Origin of the sequence: Streptomyces sp. 2A115 (assembly GCF_052245575.1) — a bacterium.
Taxonomy (GTDB): Bacteria; Actinomycetota; Actinomycetes; order Streptomycetales; family Streptomycetaceae; genus Streptomyces.
Map to the genome: position 1 here is coordinate 39224 of NZ_JBQQCG010000004.1, position 21601 is coordinate 60824.

The window sequence follows — 21601 nt, forward strand, 5'->3', positions numbered from 1 at the left end:
TCACTGGCCCGCCGGGCGCAGCCGCAGCCCCTGCATTCCGCCGTCCACGGCGAGGGCCGTTCCGGTGGTCGCTCCGGACAGCGGGCTCGCCAAGTAGGCGACGGCGCCCGCGACTTCGGGAGCCGAGACGAGGCGGCCGGTGGGCTGCCGGGCCTCCAGGGCGGCCCGTTCGGCGGACGGGTCGGGTGCGGCGTCCAGGAGGCGGCCGACCCACGGGGTGTCGACGGTGCCGGGGTTCACGCAGTTGACGCGGATGCCCTCGCGGACGTGGTCGGCGGCCATCGCGAGAGTCAGCGACAGGACCGCACCCTTGGACGCGGAGTACAGGGCGCGCTGCGGGAGGCCGGCGGTGGCGGCGATGGAGCAGGTGTTGACGATCGCCGCGTGCGAGGACTCGCGGAGATGGGGCAGGGCGGCGCGGGCCGTGCGCACCATGCCCAGGACGTTGACGTCCAGGACCCGGTGCCACTGGGCGTCGTCGTTGTCCTCGACGGTGCCCTGGGCGCCGATGCCCGCGTTGTTGACCAGTACGTCGAGTCCGCCGAGATCCGCGACCGCGGCGGCGACGGCCTGGCGTACGGAGGCGTCGTCCGTGACGTCCGCCTGGTAACCGAGCAAGGGCTTCTCGACGCTCGTCGGGTCCAGGTCGAGTACGGCGACCTGGGCGCCGCGCGCGGCGAGGAGTTCCGCGGTGGCCCGGCCGATGCCGGAGGCGCCGCCCGTCACCAGGGCCTTGAGGCCCTCGAAGTCACTCATGCCGCCTGTCCCTTCTGCCGGTCGAGGTCGGCGGCCCAGAACGTGCCGCCTGGGAACGTGAACTCCGTGATGGACTCGGACCGCATGGTGGCCGAGAAGCCCGGGGTGGTGGGTGCCATGTAGTGACCCTCTCTGATCACCACCGGGTCGAGGAAGTGGTCGTGCAGATGGTCGACGTATTCGATGACGCGGTCCTCGGTGGTGCCGGCGACGGCGACGAAGTCGAACATCGAGAGGTGCTGGACGAGTTCGCACAGACCGACGCCGCCCGCGTGCGGGCAGACGGGGACGCCGAACTTGGCCGCGAGCAGCAGGATCGCGAGGTTCTCGTTGACGCCGCCGACTCGGGCCGCGTCGATCTGCAGGACGTCGATGGCTCCGGCCTGGAGCAGCTGCTTGAAGATGATCCGGTTCTGCACGTGCTCGCCGGTGGCGACCTTGACCGGCGCGACCGCCTTGCGGATCGTGGCGTGGCCCAGGACGTCGTCGGGGCTGGTGGGCTCCTCGATCCAGTACGGGTCGAACTCGGCCAGCGCCTTGGTCCACCCGATGGCCTCGTCGACGTTCCAGCGCTGGTTGGCGTCGATGGCGATACGAATGTCGGGGCCGACGACCGCGCGGGCCACCCGGCATCTGCGGGTGTCGTCGGCAAGGTCCGCGCCGACCTTCAGCTTGATCTGGGTGAAGCCGTCGGCCACGGCCTGGCGGGCCAGCCGGGTGAGCTTCTCGTCGGAGTAGCCCAGCCAGCCGGGCGAGGTGGTGTAGCCGGGAAAACCGCGCTCCTTCAGCAGCTCGACGCGCTCGGCGGCACCCTCCCGGCCCTGGCGCAGCAGCTGGAGCGCGTCCTCGGGGGTGAGGACGTCCGCGATGTAGCGGAAGTCCACCTGCGAGACGAGCCATTCGGGCGTGGCGTCGGACAGCAGCTGCCACAGGGGCTTTTCGGCTCGCTTGGCGGCGAGGTCCCAGACGGCGTTGACGACGGCGCCGATCGCCATGTGCATCACGCCCTTCTCGGGGCCGAGCCAGCGCAGTTGGCTGTCTCCCGTCAGGTCCAGGGCCAGCGACCCAGGGTCCGCGCACAGCTCCTCCACCGACCGCCCAAGGACATGCGGGCGCAGCGCCTCGATCGCGGCGACCTGGACATCGTTGCCCCGCCCGATGGTGAAGGTGAAGCCGTGCCCCTCGGCACCGTCGGCCGCGTCCGTGCGCAGCACGACGTAGGCGGCCGAGTAGTCGGGGTCCGGGTTCATCGCGTCGGAGCCGTCGAGCTCGCGCGAGGTGGGGAAGCGGATGTCGTAGGTGTCAACCGCGGTGATACGGGGTGCGGCAGATGAGGACACAGAAGTGCCTTTCGGTCAGGGACAGGGAAGCAGACTGCTGAAGTCCGGTGAGGTATCGCGCCCCTGAGGAGGCCGCAGGCCTCTCAGGGGCGCGGGGAACTGCGCGACCAGCCACAACGAACCCGCAGCTTCAAACCGCACCTAGTCCTGCGCACGGCCGGTGGTCACACGGGCAATCATGAGAGCAACCAGAATGATTCCTCCGTAAATGGCCTGAATCCAGAACGACGGGACCTGGGCGAGGGTGAGCAAGTTCTGGACGACGCCAAGAAGGAGGACGCCCGTAAGGGCGCCGAACATCGTGCCCTTGCCGCCGTCGAGGCTGATGCCGCCGATGACCGCGGCCGCGAACACCGTGAAGATCATGTTCTGGCCCTGGTTGGCGTTGATCGCGCCGACGTAGCCGGTCTGCAGCAGCCCGCCGACCGCGGCGAGCGTCCCGGCGACGACGAACACGCCGAGCATCACGCGGTCGACGCGGATACCGGCCGCGCGTGCCGCGTCCGCGTTGCCGCCGATGGCGTACAGGGCGCGCCCCCAGCGGTGGTACTTGAGGATGAACCCGGCGACGCCGAACGCGGCCGCCGCCAGCCACACCGAGATGGGCACGGTCAGGAAGGTGGTGGTGGCGAGCGTGTAGAAGGCGTCGGGCATCCCGAACAGCGTCTTGCCCTCGGTCGCGCCGACCAGCAGACCGCGCAGGACGATCAGCATCGCGAGCGTCACGATGAACGCGTTGAGCTTGAACTTCACCACGAGGATGCCGTTGAAGCCGCCGATGACCGCGCCCACGACAAGGATCGCGAGCAGGGCGACTCCGGCGGGCAGTTCCGTGCCCCAGCCGGACTGCGCGGCGGGCAGCAGCAGGAGTGCGCCGACGGCGGGCGCGATGCCGACGACCGACTCCAGGGACAGGTCGAACTTGCCGGTGATGAGCACCAGTGACTCGGCCAGCACCACCATCGCGAGGGCGGCCGAGGCGCCCAGGATGGAGATGATGTTCTGCTCGGTGAGGAACGCGTCGTTGACGAACGCGCCGAGGACGAACAACACCAACAGCGCGGGTACGAGGGCGAGTTCGCGCGCCCTGCGCAGGAGGACGGACTTGGCGTTGCCGGCGGTCTTCACCGACTTTACGGGGGTGGCGGTCGAGGCCGACGGGGCCTTCGTGTCAGCCATGGTCCACTCCTTCGATGGAGGCGATGAGCTCGTGGTCGCGCCAGCCCGCCGGATGTTCGGCGACGACACGGCCGTGGAAGAGGACGAGGACGCGGTCGCAGCGGCGCAGGTCGTCGAGTTCGTCGGAGACGACGAGGACGGCCGTGCCGTCGTCACGGGCACTGTCCATCCGGGCCAGCAGGGACTCCTTGGACTTCACGTCTACACCCGCGGTGGGATTGATGAGGACGAGGAGTCGCGGGTCGGAGGCGAGGGCGCGCGCCATGACGACCTTCTGCGCGTTGCCGCCTGAGAGGTCGGACACGGGCTGGTCGGGGCCTTCTGTGTGGATGTCGAGGCGCTCGATCAGCTCGTGGGCGAACCCGCGTTTGCGGTCGGTGGCGACGAATCCGTACCGGCCGAGGCGGTCCAGGACGCTCATCGTCGCGTTGTCGCCGACGGTCATACCGAAGACGAGGCCCTGGCCGTGCCGGTCGCGGGGGACGCAGCCGACACCGGCCCGCAGAGCCGCTGTCACATCGCCGAACGGCAGCTGCTTGCCGTCGAGTTGAGCCCTGCCTCCGGTCGGGGTGTGCAGCCCCGCGAAGGACTCGGCGAGCTCGATCTTGCCGCTGCCGCTGGATCCGGCGAGACCGACGACCTCCCCGCCGCGGACGGTGAGATCGACGCTCTCGTACGACTCCGAAGTGAGCCCCTGGGCTTCGAGCACGACGGGCGCGCCGGCCTCCACCTGCGCCCGGGCGGCCTTCTCCTCCACGGCGGCCAGGGACTCGCCCGCCATGGCCTCGACCAGCGCCGCCCGGGGCAGTTCGGCGACCGGCGCGGTGGTGATCCAGCGGGCGTCGCGCAGGACGGTCACGGTCTGGCAGACCTCGTACACCTCCTGGAGGTGGTGCGAGATGAACAGGAACGTGACGCCGGACTCCTGGAGCGCCCGCATGCGCGTGAAGAGGCGCTCGATCTCGCGGTTGTCGAGCTGCGCGGTCGGTTCGTCGAGGACGATGAACCGGGCCCCGAAGCTCAACGCCCGGGCGATCTCAACCATTTGGCGGTCCTCGACCTTGAGGTCGGCGGTCCGCGCCTCCGGGTCGACGTGGACGTCCCAGGTCTCCAGGACCTCCGCCGCCTCGGCCTTCAGCCGGCGCCAGCTGATGAAGCCGCCGCGGCCCACGGGCTGCCGGTTGATGAAGAGGTTCTCGGCGACCGACAGCTCGGGGACGACGGTTGGCTTCTGGTAGACGCAGGCCACCTTGCGGCGCCAGGCGTCGCGGTCGGCGAGCGCGGGCGCGGGCTCGCCGTCGAATCGGACCGTGCCCTCGTCGGGCGCCTGGAGGCCGGTGAGGACGGTGACGAGGGTGGACTTGCCCGCGCCGTTGCGGCCGACGAGGGCGTGGGACTCGCCCGCGTGCACGGTCAGCCGTCCGTCGGCGAGGGCGACGGTGGGCCCGTACCGTTTGGCTATCCCCTGGGCCTCAACGAGTGGTGTGTTCATTTGACGGTGTTGCCCCAGAGGTCGGGGTCGTCGACGTTGTCCTTGGTCACCAGCGGCGCGGGCAACTGGTCCTCGAGGATTCCGCTGGGCAGCTTCACGATCTCGGAGTCGTGGTCGGTCGGACCGGGCTTGAACGTCTTCCCCTCCATCGCCGCCTTGATGTAGTACATGCCGTACTTGGCGTACAGGTCGGCGGGCTGCGAGACGGTCGCGTCGATCTGGCCCTTGCGGATGGCGTCGAACTCCTGCGTGATGCCGTCGTTCGAGACGATCGTGATGTGGCCCTTCTCGCCGGCCTTCTTCAGCAGCCCCTTGGACTTGAGGGTCTGCAGCGTGGGCGCGAGGTAGACGCCGCCCGCCTGCATGTAGATGCCCTTGATGTCGGGATTGGCGTTGAGCAGCGTGTCCAGCTTGGAGGCCGCCGTGTCGGACTCCCACTTGGCCGGGATCTCCAGGACCTTCAGCTTCGGGTAGTTCTTCTTGACGCAGGTCCGGAAGGCCTCGGAGCGGTCCCGGCCGTTGACCGAGGCCAGGTCGCCCATGATCTGCACGACCTTGCCGGACGGGATCTGCTTGCCGAGGTACTCGCAGGCCTTCTCGCCGTACGCGACGTTGTTGGCCCGCACGACCATCGCGACCTTGCCCTTCTCGGGCGCCACGTCCACGGCGACGACCGGCACCCCCTTGCGCTCGGCCTGGTCGAGCCCGGCGGAGATCGCGGCGCTGTCCAAGGGGGCGACGACGAGGCCCTTCACGCCCTGGTTGAGCTGGTTGTTGATGTCGGTGATCTGCTGCGAGGGGTCGCTGTTGGAGTTGACGGTCTTGAGGGCGTCGACACCCTCGGACTTCGCCATCTTCGGCACGTAGTCGTTGTACGACTGCCAGAACGGCGAGGTCAGCAGGGGCAGGATCACGCCGACCTTGCCGCTGCCGCCGCCGTCCCCGCCGCTGTCGGAGGCGACGTTGTCCTTCGTGCTGCCGCATGCCGCGAGCACGAGGGTGGCGCAGGCGGTCGCGGCCGCCGCACGTATTGCCCGCGACGTGGTTCGTCCGTTCCGGTTTCGTACGGTTCTGCCGGCCATCTTTCGGCTCCTCATTGAGCGTGGTCGAGCTGGTGCCACGCATATTTATCAGACCACTTCCCTCTCACAACACCCCTAGACGGCAATTTCTCGCCGTTTGGATGCGTAGTGGTCCGACCACCTCAGTGGTTAGACTGCGGCGCACCCGGCAACAGGAGGACGTGGCGTGAACGAGAGCCTGCCCCAGGGGACGACGGCCGCCCCCCAGAAGGGCACCGTGACGCAGCGCGCCATCGACCAGATCAAGGCGATGATCGGCGAGGGCCGCCTGGAGCCGGGCGCGCGGCTGCCGACCGAGCGAGATCTGGCGTCCCAGCTGGGCATCTCGCGCAGTTCGATGCGTGAGGCGATCCGGGCGCTGACGGTCCTGGGCGTCCTGGAGGCCCGGCACGGGTCCGGGATCTATGTCACGCAACTGGAGGCCGGCGACCTGCTGGAGACCTTCGGGGTGGTCGCGGACCTCTCGCGCGGTCCCCGCCTGGTCGAGCTGCTCGAAGTGCGGCGGATCCTGGAGTCGACGGCGACCGCGCTGGCGGCCGCGCGGATCACGTCCGACCAACTGGCCGAGGTGGAGAAGCACTTGACGGCCATGAACGCGACGGACGACCCGGAGGAGATCCTCTCCCACGACCTCGCCTTCCATCGCGCCATCGTGGCCTCGGCGGGCAACGACACGATGGCGGCGATCCTGGAGGGCCTGTCCTCACGCACGTTCCGCGCCCGGGTCTGGCGCGGCTACCAGGAGGAGGGCGCGTTCGAGCGCACGCGGCGGGAACACGCCGCGATCCATCGGGCGCTGGTCGCCCATGACCCGGAGGCGGCGCGGGCGGCTGCCGCCTCGCACGTGGGTGAGGTGGAGCAGTGGCTGCGGGCCCAGCTCCAGCCTTAGGGCTGGAGCTGGGTTCGAGGTGATGAACCCGCGGGCCGGTGGGGGCTTGTCGCGCAGTTCCCCGCGCCCCTAGAGGCATCGCGCCCTTACGGGGCGCGATGCCTCAGGCGCGCTTCAGGCGCAGCGTCACCAGTTCGAACGGGCGCAGCTTCAGCGTGATCCGGTCGCCGTCGCGCTCCGGTGCGGCGGCCTCGGGCAGCGGCCGTTCCAGCAGGTCCGTCACCGTCACGGCAGCGACCTCGAAGCTCGCCCTGAGGGTGGCCCGGCTGCGACCGCCCCGCGACTCGTGGAAGCGGACGATCACGTCGCCGCTGCCGTCGTCGGCCAGCTTCACCGCGGTGATCACGACCGCGTCCTGCGCGACGACCACCAGGGGCGCGACCTCCGAGGCCCCGCCGACGACCTTCCGCTCGGGCAGGTTGATCCGCCACCCCTCGCGCACCGCGTCACCGATCCCGGCACCGGGCACCAGCGCGTGCCGGAAACGGTGGACCCCCTGGTCGGTCTCGGGGTCGGGGAAGCGCGGGGCGCGCAGCAGCGAGACGCGGACCGTGGTGGTCGTACCACCGTCGTCACGCACCTTTCGCGTGACGTCATGGCCGTACGTCGAGTCGTTGACGACGGCGACGCCCCAGCCCGGCTCCTCCATGTGGATGAACCGGTGGTTGCAGGCCTCGAACTTGGCGGCCTCCCAGGACGTGTTGGTGTGCGTCGGCCGGAAGAAGTGCCCGAACTGCGTCTCGGACGCGTACCGCTCGGCGTGCACGTCGAGCGGGAAGGCCAGCTTCAGGAACTTCTCCGTCTCGTGCCAGTCGACCTCGGTGCCGATGTCGAGCCGCCACTCCCCCGGCGCGAGCGACAACACCTGCGTGACCCGCGACGCGCCGAAGGACCGCACGATCCGGACCGAGACGCCGTCCTCGCCGGGGGCTACCTCGTCGGCCTCGACCAGGTCGGTGACGGTGTTCCGGTAGAACTCGTCGACGTCCCAGGCGTCCCACATGTTGGGGAAGTCGGGGTGGAGCTGGAGCAGATTGGCCGCCTCGCCGGGCGCGAGGGTCTCGCGGTCCGCGGCGAGGTCGAACGCGGAGACCACGAGTCCGCGTGCGTCGATCTCGATCCGCAACCGACCGTTGTCCAGCACATAGCCGCCGTCCGTGCGCGGCACCAGCGAGCACTCGCCCCCGACGGCCGGGGTCCGCGCGCCGCCGGCGGGCACCCCGTCACGGGTGTGCGGCGCCGAGTTGAAGACGAGGGCGGTCCTCCCCTCACCGGCCAGCGCACGCTGGGCCGCCTCGATGACGCCGTTGAGTCCCTCAGCGACGGCCTCGTACGTCCTACGTGCCTCCCGGTGCACCCAGGCGATGGACGAGCCAGGCAGGATGTCGTGGAACTGGTGGAGCAGCACCGTCTTCCACAGCCCGTCCAACTCCTCGTACGGGTAAGGGAATCCGGCCTTCACAGCCGCGGTGGCCGCCCACAGTTCGGCCTCGCGCAGGAGGTGTTCGCTGCGGCGGTTGCCCTGCTTCGTCTTCGCCTGGCTGGTGAGCGTGGCGCGGTGCAGTTCCAGGTACAACTCGCCCACCCAAACAGGGGCGTTGGGGTACTCGGCCGCCGCCTTCTTGAAGAACTCCTCCGGCCTCTCCCACACCACGGTCGCCGAGCCTTCGAGATCCCGCATTCGGGCCGCCTTGGCGACCATCTCGCGGGTCGTGCCGCCGCCTCCGTCGCCCCATCCGGTGGGCGCGAGGGAGTGCCGGGCGACGCCCTTGTCCTTGAAGTTGCTTGCCGCGTGGGCGATCTCGCTGCCCTTCATGGAGCAGTTGTACGTGTCCACGGGCGGGAAGTGGGTGAAGATCCGCGTGCCGTCGATGCCCTCCCACTGGAAGGTGTGGTGCGGGAACTTGTTGGTCTGCGACCACGAGATCTTCTGGGTGAGCAGCCACTTGGAGCCCGCCGCCTTGATGATCTGCGGCAGTCCGGCGGCGAAGCCGAAGGTGTCGGGCAGCCACGCCTCGTCGTTCTCGATGCCGAACTCGTCCAGGAAGAACCGCTTGCCGTGTACGAACTGACGGGCCATCGCCTCCGAGCCCGGCATGTTCGTGTCCGACTCCACCCACATCCCCCCGGCCGGCACGAACCGCCCGTCGGCCACCGCCTTCTTCACCCGGGCCCACACCTCGGGCCGGTGTTCCTTCACCCAGGCCCACTGCTGCGCCTGCGACATCGCGAAGACGAAGTCCGGTTCGTCCTCCAGCAGGGCCGTCATGTTGGACGTGGTCCGGGCGACCTTGCGTACGGTCTCGCGCAGCGGCCACAGCCACGCCGAGTCGATGTGCGCGTGGCCGACGGCGCTGATGCGATGGGCGGAGGGAACGGCGGGGGCCGACAGCACGCCTTCGAGGTGCGAACGGGCCGCGGCGGCCGTACCGCCCACGTCCTGGAGGTCCACGGCGTCGAGGGCCTTCTCGACCGCCCGCAGAATGTCCCAGCGCCGCGCGGACTCCACCGGCAGCTCGGCCATCAGCTCGCCGAGCACCTCCAGGTCGAGGACGAGCTCCCACACCGTCTCGTCGAGGACGGCCAGGTCCATCCGCTCCAGCTTGTACTGCGGTTCGCTGCCCGCCGTCTCCTGGTCGCCCAACTGCGTGGGCAGGAAGGGGTGGTAGTCGAGGATGACGGGGTTGGACGCGGCCTCGATGTGCAGCCGCACCTCCTCACCGCCCTCGACGGGGGCACCGATCCGCACCCACTGGTTGCGCGGGTTGAGGCCCTTCACGGGGGTCCCGTCGGTCCTGTAGACGAGGCCCTCGCACTGGAAGCCGGGCATGTTCTCGTCGAAGCCGAGGTCGAGGAGCGCCTCGACGGTCTTCCCGGCCCACTCCCGGGGCACGGTCCCGGTCACGCGGAACCAGCTGGTGCCCCACGGAGCACCCCAGCGTGCGCCCACCTCGATCGGCTCGGGAGAGGCCGCAAGCCCCTCGGCGACCGGCACCGGCTCGCCGGGCGCGTGCCACACCGCCACCTCCAGCGGTACGGACTCGGGGTACACGGCGGGTCGTATGCGCTCGTCGAGGACGCGCTTGAGACGGGCTTCGACCAGGCTGCGGTCGTCATGCATGCGGGGTGCTCCGTAACTCCGTTGTGCGGGTTATTGCTGGGTGCCCGTGGTCACCCGGGGTGCGACGGTCACCAGCTGTGGGTGACCGTCGCAGGGTCCGACGCGGTGTAAAGCTCCCCCACGGCCCGGAGTTCGAACCGCGCCGTCTGCTCGCCTCCTTCGGGCGTCAGCCCTCCAACGAAGAAGGCCCGCTGGGCAGTTCCTCCGAGGAAGCGCCGGGTGCCGTCCGGCAGAACCCGGTGCAGCGTGTACTGGCGTACTCCGCCGCCGGAAGGAGTACGCCACGCGAAGCGCAGATCTCCTCCCGAGGCACCGGTCACACGCAGGTCGGCCGGGGTGGCCGGGCTCTGGGCGGCCCCGTCGCGTACGGCGATGCCGCCGAGCCGCCACTTCACGGCGCCGCCCCGCCCGGTGAGCCGGACGCCGAGACCGTGCACCGTGCCGTCCTCCAAAAGCCCGGTCAGCCGTACGGTCGAGGTTTCCCAGCTGCCGCCCCCGGCGACCGGGAAATACGTGTACGCGTACGGCTGACCCGGACCCGACGGCTCGGCGGTGGCGACGGCCAGCTCGACGGTCACGTCCCCCGAGTCGACACGATGGGTCAGTTCGACGACCGTGTCCCCGGAGAGCGGAAGCCTGGTCGCGTACAGGTCCAGCGTGGCGGGCGCGTCGAGGGTGCCGGCGACCAGGACGCTGCTTCCGCCGCGCCATGCGTCCGCGAAGTCGAAGGTGACGGAGGGACGTTGGCCCGTGGTCCGCACGACCCAGCGTCGGGACGGCAGTCGGTCCTGGAGGCCCAGGTGGTTCCAGGGCGCGGTCGAGGTGACCTTTCCGTCCTCGTACCAGCGCAGTCCGTGCCCCGTGTTGAAGACGCTCGCGAACGGGACCTCGGTCACCGTCGAGCGGTCGGCGACTGAGACGGCGGGCGCGCGCCAGGTGTCGCCGGGATCGGGCCGTGCCGGATCGAGCGAACGCCCGCTCCAGAACCGGTCGTCGGCGGCGTGGAAGTCGCCCGGAGTGCGGCCGGCGGGAAGGTGATTGCGGGTCCACTCGGGTCGGTAGAAGCCCACCGAGACGACGTGCGCCGAACTGCTCGGCACCATCGCGTCCCAGTTCACGGACGAGTTCCAGCCGTTGGACTCCACGTCGACGCCCGCCCACAACTCGTAGCGGCTGCGCCCGAGTTGACCGGCGGTTTGTCCCGAGGAGGCGAGGCTGCTCGAAGACCAGCGGAAGTCGACGAACATGGAGTCGGCGGCCTGGAAGAACACCCTGTTCTGGTTGTTGAGCGCGCCCTGCCAGCTCACCGAGCCGCTCACGGTCATGGAGTCGTACCAGGTGACGCGCTGCCCCTTGGCCGCGGCGAGCGCCTTGAGCTGCGTGAGGAAGCCGAGTATGTCGGTGGCGAGGGCCGCGTTCCCGCCACCGGTCTCGGCGTTGACGAACCAGCCGTCGAAGCCGTACGCCTCCGCGACCGCGACGAGTTGGGCCGCCAGTGGGTAGCGCCCGGCCGCGTCCTTCTGCACCAGGTCGCGGGTCCACTGCAACTGCCCGCCGTACGCGGCCGGCGGCAGGAAGACGTTCCCGAGTACGGGCACGCCGTGCCGGTGGGCCGCGTCCACGATCGGCGCGTTGGGCGCGAGGATCAGCCCTTCGCCCGAGGAGCCGCCCCAGAAGACCAGCTCGTCGACGTACGACCAATGGGTGAGGGCGTAGTAGTCGGCGGTGGCGGATCCCTGCGACGGGTTACTGGCCGTGGGGCCGAAGGAGACCAGGGACTGGATACGGGCCTGGCCCGAGCGTGCCGTCGTGTTCGCCGGGGTCGGGGTGAACCGCGCGGCGAGCGGCACGGACGCCGCGTTGAACGCCAGGTCGGCGTCGTCGGCGGCACTCCAGGCCTTCAGGCTGCGCCATGTGATGCCCGCGCCCGGGGAGCCCGAGGGCAGCGAGTCCGGGTACCAGTAGGAGGCGTACGGCGGGGGTGCGGCGGCGGCCTTCGGCTTGGCGGTGGCGGGTGAGGCCGGGAGCAGGGCTGCCGTGGCGCCGGCTCCGGTGGCCAGCAGGACGGTGCGTCTGGTGGGGTTCACGAGCAAGTGCCTCCTGATGGGAGTTCCTTGAGGGAGTTTCCTGGTGGGAGTTACGGAACCTGGTCGGGAGTGACGACTTCGGTGATGCCACGCGCGGCTAGGTGTTGCTTGTCGTCCGCGCGCGAGTCGAGGACGGTGGTCGGACGGGCGCCGTCGGCGGTGAGCCGGAAGAACGCCTCGAAGGTGGTACCGCCGGGGGCGCAGACCGAGCGGACCGCAGGGCTGTCGGGCACGACGAGGGCCGTGGTACGGGTCTTCGGCGCGTACGGCGCGGATGCGTGCTCGCGGGCCATGCGTGCCAGCGCCCGGGCGCTGTCCTTGGGCCGACGGTCGTTGGTCAACAGGCCGAGCCCGTATTCGAGTTCGGGAAAGTCGACGAGGTCGCGGGACACGTCGTGGGAGCACCACCAGGTGATGCCCCACAGGTCGGTGCAGTCCAGGGCGTTCGCGACGGTCGCTTCCGTGAAGGCGGCGGCGTGTTCGGCGGGGACGAGCGGGGCCGGGGCACCGACCTCCTGTAGCCAGACCGGGCGCCGGGGGTCGTCGGCCCATGCCTTGCTCAGCTCGACCAGGTACGCGGCGTGGTGCTCGGTCGCCACTCCGGTACGTCCGTGCCGTTGGGCCGTGCCGTTGAAGACCCACGAGTGCACGGCGGTGACGGCACCGCGCCGGGCGGCCTGGGCCGGGGTGAACGGCATGTCGTCCTGGTACCAGGTCGCGTCGTACTCGGCGTGCAGATGGAGCTTGCCGGGCGCGCCCTTCTCGCACGCCGCGAGCATCCGCTCCAGCCAGGCGTCGATCTGAGCGGGCTCCGCCCGATCGGGGTCCGGGTGAGGGCCCGCCGAGAACTGGTTGACCTCGTTGCCGACGGTCATGCCGATGAAGTTGGGCCGGTCGGCGAGGGCGGCCGCGAGGGTCCGTAGATACTCCACCTGCCCTTCGATCACTTCGGGGTCCGTGAAGACGTTCCGCCGGTGCCAGGTCTGCGTCCACGCCGGCAGAAAGTCGAAACTCGACAAATGCCCTTGCAGACCATCGACGTTGACGTCAAGGCCTCGCTCCGCGGCCGCGTCCGCGAGGTCGACGAGCTGGTCCACGGCACGCGGGCGGATCAGCGAACGGTTCGGCTGGAAGTACGGCCAGATCGGGAAGACCCGGATGTGGTCCAGGCCGAGCGCGGCGATGGAGTCGAGGTCGGCGCGTACGGAGTCGAGGTCGAAGTCCAGCCAGTGGTGGAACCACCCTTCGCTCGGGGTGTAGTTGACGCCGAAGCGCACGGCAGAAGGCATGCGGGAGTCCTTGGAACGGGGAACGGGCGGGGGTCAGCCCTTGACGGCGCCCTCGCCGACGCCGCGGAAGAAGTACCGCTGCAGACAGGCGAAGAGGGCGATCAGCGGTGCCACGGCGATGATCGTGCCGGCGGCGACGAGCCGTTCGTCGTTGGCGAAGGTGCCGTGCAGATAGTTGAGGCCGATGGTCAGGGTGAACTTGTCCGGGTCACTGAGCACGATGAGCGGCCACAGGAAGTCGTCCCAGGCGCCCATGAAGGCGAAGATCGCGACGACGGCGAGAGTGCCCTTCACCGAGGGCACGGCGATCCGCAGGAACCGCTGCCACGCGTTCGCTCCGTCGACGTAGGCGGCCTCCTCGATCTCGTACGGGAGGTTGAGGAAGGCGTTGCGCATCAGCAGGACGTTCATCGAGGCGATACAGGCGGGCAGCAGCACGCCGATGAGGGTGTTGTTCAGGCCGAGATCACGCATCGTCGTGAACTGGGCGATGATGATGCTCTCCACGGGCACGAGCATGGCGAGGATGAACACGAGCGTGGCCACCTTGCGGCCTCGGTAGCGCAGCCGGGCGAGGGCGTAGCCGGCGAGGGCCGCACCGACGCAGTTCGTCACTACGTTGGCGGTGGCGACCTTCAGTGAGTTGAGGGCGTAGTCCCATACGGGGATGGTTTCGGAGACGCGCTCGTAGTTGTGCAGGGTCGGGTCACTGGGCAGGAACTTGGGCGGTGAGCTGAAGATGTCCTCTGTCGGGCCCTTCAGGGACGTGGACAGCTGCCACAGGAACGGCCCGACGGTCAGCGCGAGGACCGCGAGCAACAGCAGGTAGCGCAGGGCGAGTTCCCACACCCGGATACGGCGGCCCTGCTCATCGGTGACGCGTTTGGGGCGGCGCGGTGTGTCCACCGCGGCCGGCGCCTCACGCACCTTCTCGGCGACGCTCACGCGTCCTCCTTCCGGTCGGCGCGCAGTACGAGCAGCATCAGCGCGACGGTGACGACGAAGACGACGACCGAGATGGCGGAGGCGTAGCCGACGCGTCCGGTCAGACCGGTGCCGGTGCGCTGCACGAGCATCACGAGGGTCGTGTCCTCACCCGCCGGGCCGCCGTCCGGGCCCGCCATCAGGTACACCTCGGAGAACACCTTGAAAGCGTTTACCGAGGAGAGCGCGCCGACCAGCACCATGGTCGAGCGGACGGCCGGCACGGTGACCGTGAAGAAGCGGCGCACCGCGCCCGCGCCGTCCACCGACGCGGCCTCGTGCAGTTCTCGCGGCACGTTGGCGAGCGCGGCCAGATAAATGATCATGTAGTAGCCGAGGCCCTTCCAGACCGTGACGGTCATGGCGCTCAGCAGGAGCAGCCACTGGTCGCTGAGGAAGCCGACCCTGCCGACACCGATCGCCTCCAGCACCGCGTTCACCAGGCCGCGTTCGTCCAGCAGCCAGACCCAGATCAGGCCGACCACGACGATGGACGCGACGACCGGCGTGTAGAACGCCGACCGGAAGAAGGCGATGCCGGGGATGTTCTTCTGGACCAGCAGCGCGAGCAGCAACGGCAGCAGGACGAGCGCGGGGACCACCCCGAGGACGTACAGCGTGCTGTTGCGCAGGCCGATCCAGAACATCTCGTCCTGCAGCAGCTCCCGGAAGTTGGCCAGGCCCACGAACTCGCCGGGGATCAGGGTCCGGCGGTCGGTGAAGGAGTTCACCACTGTGGAGACGAACGGGTACAGGACGAAGACGCCGGTGATCAGCAGCCCGGGGGCGGCGAACAGCCAGGGACTGGTGGGGAGATGGCGCCGCACCCGCGAACCGGGGCGTGGGCCTCGTGAAGCGGGACGTCGTCCCCGCGAGGCAGGGCGGGTCTCCCGCGGGACAGTGGAACTCGCCATGGTCGGTTCAGCCCTGCTGCTGAAGCAGTCGGTCACAGGCCTTGACAGCGTTGTCGAGCGCCGCCTTGGGGCTCTCCTTGCCTTGCAGCGCCTTGGCGACGTTGTTGCGCAGCTCGGTCTTCATCTGCTCGCTGAACAGGACCGGGGTGTAATTGACCGCGTTCTTGAGGGACTTGGCGGCGGCGACCCGGACCCTGGTCTCGTCCGTCCCGTCCTCCTTGGTGAAGTACGGGTCGTCCAGCGAACCGGCGGTGCTCGGGAAGATCGCGACCTTCTTGGCGAACGACATCTGGTTCTGCGCGTCGGTGACATAGTGCGCGAAGGCGACCGCGGCAGGCGTCCGCTTGGTCTGCGCGTTCACCATCACGCCCATGACGTACATGTTGACCTTGCCGGTGCTGGTGATCTGGTCGGTGATGCCGATGTTCTTGTAGAGGCTCGGCGCCTGCTTCTTGAAGTTGCCGAGGTCAAGCGCACTGCCCGGGTTCATGGCGACGGCCCCGGTGAGGAACTTCTTGCCGGACGACTCCGGGGTCGCGGTCAGCGCCTGCGAGTCGAGGGCCTTGGCGTCGTACAACTCCTTGTACTTGGTGAGGAGTTCGACTCCCTTGGCGTCGTTGAAGGTGAAGGCGGTGCCCTCGTCGTTCATCAGCGGCACGCCGTAGCGCCCGAAGTCCTCGATGGTGGGCACGTTCGCGAGCGTCGCGACCTTGCCGTCGCTCTTCTCCGCCAACTCCATCGCGCTGTCGAAGAGCTCGTCGTAGGTCTGCGGGGGCTTGGAGGCGTCGAGCCCGGCCTCCTTGAACAGCGACTTGTTGTAGAACAGCGGGCCGGTGTTCAGGTACCAGGGGAAGGCGTACGTCCCCTCCATGCCCGGTATCCCGTGGCTCGCCCACGCGCCCGGCAGGTACTCCTTCTTGTACTTCGCGGCCGCCTTGTCGAGGTCGAGCGCGAGTCCCGCCTTGGCGAGCGGGGCCACGAGGTCCGGCGAGACGTTCACGACGTCGGGCAGGGTACCGCCGGCCGCGTCCGCGCTGATCTTGTCGGCGTAGCCCTCGGCGGGCTGGTCGACCCACTTCACCTTGGTGCCGGGGTACTCCTTCTCGAAGTCGGCGATCACGCCCTCGAAGTACGGCTTGAAGTTGGCCCTCAGGTTCCAGGTCTGGAAGGTGATGTCGCCCTCGACCTTGCCGGAGGCGTCCGTCGAGCCGGTGTCGTCACCCCCGGAGCCACAGGCGCTGAGCGGCAGGGCCAGGGCGACGACAGCGGCGGTGAGTGCTCTGCGAGGCATGCGCACAGTGACCGGTCTCCTTTGCGGCGGGGGTCGGCGAGAGGTTGGCGAACAGTGCCGGGGCAGACCTTGCATCCAACGCCTGGGGGAAGTCAATGCATTCGCTGGACCGTAATTCTTCGGTCAGGCAAAGCTGCAGGTCAGCTGGCTCTAACGACTCCAATTAATCTCTTTACTAATGCGCTTTAGGTGCCGTCACTCAAGCGCTTTAGTGAGCGATGACGTACGGTACGCTGAGCGCCGCAGGTCACGGGGAAAGGGGCACGTGTGTCAGCCAAGCGGTCTCCCGCGCGTCGACCGACGATGAAGGACATCGCGCAGCGCGCCGGGGTCTCCGAGAGCGCGGTCTCGTTCGCGCTCAACGACCGGCCGGGGGTCTCCGAGATCACCCGGGACCGGGTGCGCCGAGTCGCCGAACAGCTGGGCTGGCGGCCCAGCACGGCCGCGCGCCAACTGTCCGGCGAGGGCGCGGCGACGGTCGGCCTGGTCGTGGCCCGCCCCGCGGACACCCTGGGCGTGGACTCGTTCTTCCTGCAGCTCATCTCGGGTATCCAGGAGGTCCTGTCCGAGCGTCATCTCGGCCTGCTCTTCCAGGTGGTCGAGGACGTCGACGACGAGTGCGCGGTGTACCGGCGCTGGTGGGCGGAGCACCGCGTGGACGGCGTGATGGTCGTCGATCCCCGGACGGACGACCCGCGTCCCGACCTGCTCGACGAGCTGGGCCTGCCCGCCGTGGTGATCGGCGGGGTGCCGGACGCGCGGCACCCGGGGCTGTCCACGGTCTGGGCGGACGACGCGGGTGCGATGGCGTCGGTCGTCGACCAGCTGTACGCGCTGGGCCACCGCCGGATCGTGCACATCGCGGGCCTGCCCGGCCTGGCGCACACCGAGCGCCGGATCCGTACGCTGCGCGCGGAGGCCGAGCGGCTCGGGCTCGCCGAGGTGCGCTCGGTGCCGACGGACTACTCGGACGCGGAGGGCGCCGCCGTCACACGCCGGGTTCTGGAGGGCGATTCGCCGCCGACCGCGCTGGTTTACGACAACGACGTGATGGCTGTTGCCGGGGTCGCCGCCGCGGCGGAGCTGGGTTTCGCGGTGCCGGGTGACGTGTCGGTCGTCGCCTGGGAGGACTCGGCGCTGTGCCGCATGGTCAAGCCCTGGCTGTCGGCGCTGTCCCGGGACACGGTGGAGTTCGGCCGGACGGCGGCGAAGGAGCTGACCTCGTTGGTGGACGGTGGTCCGGCCCGGACGGTGCAGGTGCCGGTGCCGCGGCTGATCGAGCGGGAGAGTACGGGGCCCTGCGGGGCTTGAGCCGGGGTTGGGGTGGCCGTCGTTTGTGACGGCCACCCCTGCCTCCGGTAGAGCGGGGGGTATTGCGTCCGCGGGTCGGTTGTAGCTGGTCGCGCAGTTCCCCGCGCCCCTGAGGATGCCGGGGCGGCCCGGTGCCGTCAGAGGCGCGAGCGGTGCAGCGCGAACTGTGCCAGCTGCGCCGACTGGCGCGACCTCGTCACTCGTACCCGCCAGTGCCTTGCCCGTACCGGAGTCGGCAGCAGCAGGATGCGGCTTGCGCCGAGTGTGCCCGCCTCGGTGACGCGCTTCCAGGTTCCGCCGGTGTGCGCCTCGATCACGACGCTCTCGACCTGCTGGCCGTGCCGGATGTCCTCGGCGAGCCGGATCCGGTCCACCTCGCGAGTGCGGCCGAGGTCGACGGTGATCGTCCCCGGCGAAGTCGTCACCCGGGCCCCGCGCGCCAGGTCCTCCGGCAGCTCGCGGTCGATCCGCTCACGGAACTCCCGCAGGCGGGTGACGTCGGCGGCCGGGAGGAGACCGTCCTTGTCGGGCGGCACGTTCAGCAGCAGTACCGCGTTGCGGCCCACCGAGCCGAAGTAGATGTCCGTCAACTGCTGGACAGACTTGGGCCGTTGGTCGGCATGGTAGAACCACCCGTCCCGGATGGACACGTCGGCCTCGGCCGGCCACCACTGAAGGTAGTCGGCCACGGGCCGCGCGGCGACCAGCGCGTCGCGGCCGCCCATGTCGGGAGCGTCGTACGAGAGCGCGAAGTCCATGCGCCCGTTGTCCTTCTCCTGGACGGGTACGACGCTCCACTCGTTCTCGCGGGCGAACCCGCCCTCGTTGCCGACCCAGCGCACGTCGGGGCCGGACACGGCGATCGTGGCGTCCGGCACGAGGGCCCGGATCAGCGTGTACCAGCTGTCCCAGTCGTACTTCTCGACCTTGTCCGGCGGGATGTGGCCCTGGGCGCCGTCGAACCACACCTCGTCGACGGGCCCGTACTCGGTGAGGACCTCGTAGAGCTGGTTGAGCATGTGGGCCCCGTAGTCGGTGGCCTGGAGCGTGAACTGCGGACCGCCTGTACGGTCGTCGCCCTCCACCGGTGTCGGGATCGTGTGCTCGGAGCGGGCGCTGCCGTTGGCGTACACGCCGTGCAGGTACTGGTTCTCGTCGGCCGGCGACATGTAGACGCCGACCTTGATGCCGTGCCGTCGCATCGAGTCGGCGAACGAGCGCAGGACGTCACCCTGTCCGTCGCGCCAACTGCTCGATGCCACGGTGTGGTTGGAGTAGCGGGTCGGGTAGAGCACGAAGCCGTCATGGTGCTTGACGGTGAGGATGGCGAGCTTGAAGCCGCCGTCGCGCAGGGCGCGGGCCCACTGGTCGGTGTCGAGGCCGACCGGTTGGAACACGTCGGGGTCCTCGTCCCCGGTGCCCCATTCGAGGCCGGTGAAGGTGTTCACGCCGAAGTGCAGGAAGGCGGTGCGTTCGAGGCTCTGCCAGGCGATCTGCCGTTCGGTGGGACGGACTTGGGAGGCCTTGCGTACCAGTTCTTCCTGGGTGTCGTCCGGGCTGACGGGGATCCGGTACTGCGGTTCTTCGGCAGAGGCGATGGAGGCGGCGGAGGTCGCAGAGGCGGCAGAGGCAGTGGAGGCGAGCGCCAGGGACGTACCACTGGACGCGACGACAGCCGCGGCTGCCGTGACGAAGAGACGTCTGGAGACGGCCATGCGGGTGGGACTCCTCAGGTCAGTGAAGGTCAGCGGGAGGTCACTGGGCGGTCAACGTCCATACAGCAGGAGGCTGTTGGTCCGGCGGATACTGGACGAGCCGTCCGTCGTCGGCGACGTGCACGGCCATCTGCGTGATCGCGTTGACGAGCCGATAGCCGCCCGGTGACGGCACCAACTGCCAGCGCTGCAGCGTGTTCGTCGCGTCGCAGGTCTCCTGGGTCACCTCGACGCCTGGCTGGAGCGGCACGTTGAGCGTGAGCTTGCCGCCGCGTACCTCCAGACAGCCGTTCGCTTTCTTCAAGGTCACATAGCCGTCCGGGGTGCGCTCGGCCTCGGCGCTGAAGGTCCGGTCGGCCGCGCGGAAGGTGTACGCCCCGTCCGCGACCGGTACCCGCGTGAGGTCCCGCCACCCGGGTGCGTGCCCCACGGCCGCCGCGCGAGAGGTGAACTTCGCGTACGTGGCGTCCGGATGCGGGCTCCCCCACGTGGCCTGCGCGAGGTGTCGCAGTGCCGGATCGGTGTCGACCGCGACCTCGTTCTCGGTCTCACCGCGCCCGTTGTCCGGCCAGAGGCTGATCTTCGCCCCGGTGATGCCCTCCCGCGAGGTGAGCTTCTGGCCCTCGAAGCTGCGCGGGTCCCAACTCTGGTCGTACAGCGCCTTGGTATCCGTGTGGAAGCCGCCGCGCACGAGATAGAGGGCGTAGGCCGCGTTCATCAACGGATAGCCCTGCGCGACGATCTGGCTCGGTTTCGTCGCCACGTTCAGCCAGTGCTCAACTGTCGTCCCGGCGGTTACGGGCACGGTGTTGTCGCCGGTCAGACCGTCGTTCCAGATGCGCAGCTGCTTGCCCTTGGCCGCCGCGTAGGCGTGGACGCGGTTGACGAAGTCGATGAACGCGTCCTGCGGGGTGGCGTTCGCGCCGTACTTCGCCCGCGCGTACTCCAGGACCTGCGGGTACTTGGCGAAGTCGGAGCCGAGCATGTACTCGTCGGCGCCCATGTGCCAGGAGCCGGCCTTGAAGACCTGCGCGTACTCGTCGATCAGGCTGGTGTAGTAGTCGAAGGCGGCCGGCTGAGTGACGTCGAGCCGGGACGGCTGCTTGCTCCCGTCGGAGTCGGTGAGCTGGAGATCCGGACGGTTCTCGATCCAAGGGTCCATGTGCCCCGGGGAGTTGATCTCCGGAATGATCGTGACGTGGTACTTCTCTCCGAGGGAGACGAGGCGACGGATCTCGTCCTTGGTGTAGTAGCCCCACGTGTTGGCCTCGGGGTGCGCGTCGCTCCTCACCTTCAGTTCGAGCAGCAGCTGGTTGAGCTTGTTGTACGCCATGTCGCGTACAAGGTTCTCCAGCCAGTCCGTGGTGATGTGGACGTAGCAGGCGCAGACGCCGACGCCGCGCTCCTCGTACTGCGGCACGTCCACGGTACGGCCGGCGGGCAGCCGGTCACCCTGCGCCAGGAGCTGGAGGACGGTCCGGGTGCCGTAGAAGGCGCCAGTCTCGGTGGCGCCGGTCACCGACAGGCGTTTGCCCGCGCGGAGTTCGTACCCCTCCTTCCCGAGCGCCTTCCTTGTGGGCGCGACGTCGACAACGATGTCTCCGGTGCGCGCACCTCCGCTCACGACGGAGACGGTGCCTTGTCCCGCCGCGCGTAGATCATCGGCGAGGGTGGCGGCGACGCGGCGCTCCGCCGCGCTGTCGGCGACGAGGCGTGCTCCGCGCCCGTAGAGGTAACTTCCGGATTCCGGGGCCCAGTTGGACAGAGCGGGAACGGTGACAGGGGGCGCGGGTTCGGCCGCCTCCGCTGCCCGCGCCACCGGGACGGCTGCCGTGAGCAGCAGTAGCGCCGTCACCACACCGACCAGCCGGGACCGTCTTGGATACGTACTCTTGGCTTCCGTGGTCACGGGCACCTCCCATTCATCGGAGGTGTGATGATTGGGCTGGCTCCAGGGCCTGTCAATGGGGTGCGACACCAGCCAAGTTGAGCCAATGGTCGGATGACCAGCCACTCCGTGCGAACAGCCGGACAGCCGGGGCGCGAAAAGTCCAAGAAGAGCGGACGGAATGTCCAAGCGATGTCCAAGCGTGGCGACTCTCGACGCGACGCCCCGTACCCGGGCACAGTGCTCCTCGTACTCAGCAGTAA

General features: G+C 69.3%; 15 protein-coding genes. 2 read left to right on the forward strand and 13 right to left on the reverse strand.

Features of this window, described 5'->3' with window-relative positions:
- From ACTWQR_RS04840 to ACTWQR_RS04860, 5 genes are all read right to left on the reverse strand, one after another.
- Window positions 1-756, reverse strand: coding sequence for an SDR family NAD(P)-dependent oxidoreductase (locus tag ACTWQR_RS04840; protein ID WP_443225621.1), 756 nt, complete (start codon window positions 754-756; stop codon window positions 1-3).
- Window positions 753-2096, reverse strand: coding sequence for an L-fuconate dehydratase (locus ACTWQR_RS04845; RefSeq protein WP_443225622.1), 1344 nt, complete (start codon window positions 2094-2096; stop codon window positions 753-755). The genes ACTWQR_RS04840 and ACTWQR_RS04845 overlap by 4 nt, the downstream gene beginning before the upstream one ends.
- A 141-nt stretch (window positions 2097-2237) precedes the next feature.
- Window positions 2238-3275: an ABC transporter permease gene (locus ACTWQR_RS04850; protein WP_443225623.1), complete on the reverse strand. Its 1038-nt coding sequence runs from the start codon at window positions 3273-3275 to the stop codon at window positions 2238-2240.
- Entirely contained in the window at window positions 3268-4767 is a 1500-nt protein-coding gene (locus ACTWQR_RS04855; RefSeq protein WP_443225624.1) for a sugar ABC transporter ATP-binding protein, read from the reverse strand. The genes ACTWQR_RS04850 and ACTWQR_RS04855 overlap by 8 nt, the downstream gene beginning before the upstream one ends.
- Complete coding sequence (locus ACTWQR_RS04860; protein WP_443225625.1) at window positions 4764-5849, reverse strand: sugar ABC transporter substrate-binding protein; 1086 nt, start codon at window positions 5847-5849, stop codon at window positions 4764-4766. The genes ACTWQR_RS04855 and ACTWQR_RS04860 overlap by 4 nt, the downstream gene beginning before the upstream one ends.
- Window positions 5850-6015: 166 nt before the next feature.
- Between ACTWQR_RS04860 and ACTWQR_RS04865 the strand changes: the two genes are divergently transcribed.
- On the forward strand, window positions 6016-6738 hold the full coding sequence (locus ACTWQR_RS04865; RefSeq protein WP_443225626.1) for a FadR/GntR family transcriptional regulator: 723 nt from the start codon (window positions 6016-6018) through the stop codon (window positions 6736-6738).
- A 103-nt stretch (window positions 6739-6841) separates the two neighbouring features.
- On the opposite strand, the gene ACTWQR_RS04870 is transcribed toward ACTWQR_RS04865, so the two are convergent.
- From ACTWQR_RS04870 to ACTWQR_RS04895, 6 genes are all read right to left on the reverse strand, one after another.
- Entirely contained in the window at window positions 6842-9859 is a 3018-nt protein-coding gene (locus ACTWQR_RS04870) for an alpha-mannosidase (RefSeq protein WP_443225627.1), read from the reverse strand.
- Between the two features lie 68 nt (window positions 9860-9927).
- Entirely contained in the window at window positions 9928-11946 is a 2019-nt protein-coding gene (locus tag ACTWQR_RS04875) for an endo-beta-N-acetylglucosaminidase (protein WP_443225628.1), read from the reverse strand.
- A gap of 50 nt (window positions 11947-11996) precedes the next feature.
- On the reverse strand, window positions 11997-13235 hold the full coding sequence (locus ACTWQR_RS04880; protein ID WP_443225629.1) for a glycoside hydrolase 5 family protein: 1239 nt from the start codon (window positions 13233-13235) through the stop codon (window positions 11997-11999).
- Between the two features lie 33 nt (window positions 13236-13268).
- A complete protein-coding gene (locus ACTWQR_RS04885) occupies window positions 13269-14180 on the reverse strand; it encodes a carbohydrate ABC transporter permease (protein WP_443225630.1) in 912 nt (303 codons plus the stop codon).
- The gene (locus ACTWQR_RS04890) at window positions 14177-15133 is read right to left on the reverse strand and encodes a carbohydrate ABC transporter permease (RefSeq protein ID WP_443225631.1); all 957 of its coding nucleotides are present in this window, start codon (window positions 15131-15133) and stop codon (window positions 14177-14179) included. Before ACTWQR_RS04890 ends, ACTWQR_RS04885 begins: the two co-directional genes overlap by 4 nt.
- Window positions 15134-15140: 7 nt before the next feature.
- On the reverse strand, window positions 15141-16424 hold the full coding sequence (locus ACTWQR_RS04895; protein ID WP_443225632.1) for an ABC transporter substrate-binding protein: 1284 nt from the start codon (window positions 16422-16424) through the stop codon (window positions 15141-15143).
- A 267-nt stretch (window positions 16425-16691) separates the two neighbouring features.
- Here ACTWQR_RS04895 and ACTWQR_RS04900 point away from each other — a divergent pair, with 267 nt between their 5' ends.
- The gene (locus ACTWQR_RS04900; protein ID WP_443225633.1) at window positions 16692-17735 is read left to right on the forward strand and encodes a LacI family DNA-binding transcriptional regulator; all 1044 of its coding nucleotides are present in this window, start codon (window positions 16692-16694) and stop codon (window positions 17733-17735) included.
- 137 nt (window positions 17736-17872) lie between these two features.
- Here the strand turns inward: ACTWQR_RS04900 and ACTWQR_RS04905 are convergent, their stop codons facing one another.
- Both ACTWQR_RS04905 and ACTWQR_RS04910 read right to left on the reverse strand, forming a co-directional pair.
- Window positions 17873-19450 (reverse strand): alpha-L-fucosidase, encoded by a 1578-nt coding sequence (locus ACTWQR_RS04905; protein WP_443225634.1) that lies wholly within the window; start codon window positions 19448-19450, stop codon window positions 17873-17875.
- A gap of 40 nt (window positions 19451-19490) precedes the next feature.
- A complete protein-coding gene (locus tag ACTWQR_RS04910) occupies window positions 19491-21359 on the reverse strand; it encodes a family 20 glycosylhydrolase (RefSeq protein ID WP_443225635.1) in 1869 nt (622 codons plus the stop codon).
- Window positions 21360-21601: the final 242 nt, after the last annotated feature.

Bases quoted from the DNA above. Each gene is read 5' to 3' on its own strand.
- ACTWQR_RS04840 (WP_443225621.1), bottom strand. From the start codon at position 756: ATGAGTGACTTCGAGGGCCTCAAGGCCCTGGTGACGGGCGGCGCCTCC.
- ACTWQR_RS04880 (WP_443225629.1), bottom strand. From the start codon at position 13,235: ATGCCTTCTGCCGTGCGCTTCGGCGTCAACTACACCCCGAGCGAAGGG.
- ACTWQR_RS04895 (WP_443225632.1), bottom strand. From the start codon at position 16,424: ATGCCTCGCAGAGCACTCACCGCCGCTGTCGTCGCCCTGGCCCTGCCG.
- ACTWQR_RS04850 (WP_443225623.1), bottom strand. From the start codon at position 3,275: ATGGCTGACACGAAGGCCCCGTCGGCCTCGACCGCCACCCCCGTAAAG.
- ACTWQR_RS04905 (WP_443225634.1), bottom strand. From the start codon at position 19,450: ATGGCCGTCTCCAGACGTCTCTTCGTCACGGCAGCCGCGGCTGTCGTC.
- ACTWQR_RS04890 (WP_443225631.1), bottom strand. From the start codon at position 15,133: ATGGCGAGTTCCACTGTCCCGCGGGAGACCCGCCCTGCCTCGCGGGGA.
- ACTWQR_RS04870 (WP_443225627.1), bottom strand. From the start codon at position 9,859: ATGCATGACGACCGCAGCCTGGTCGAAGCCCGTCTCAAGCGCGTCCTC.
- ACTWQR_RS04855 (WP_443225624.1), bottom strand. From the start codon at position 4,767: ATGAACACACCACTCGTTGAGGCCCAGGGGATAGCCAAACGGTACGGG.
- ACTWQR_RS04860 (WP_443225625.1), bottom strand. From the start codon at position 5,849: ATGGCCGGCAGAACCGTACGAAACCGGAACGGACGAACCACGTCGCGG.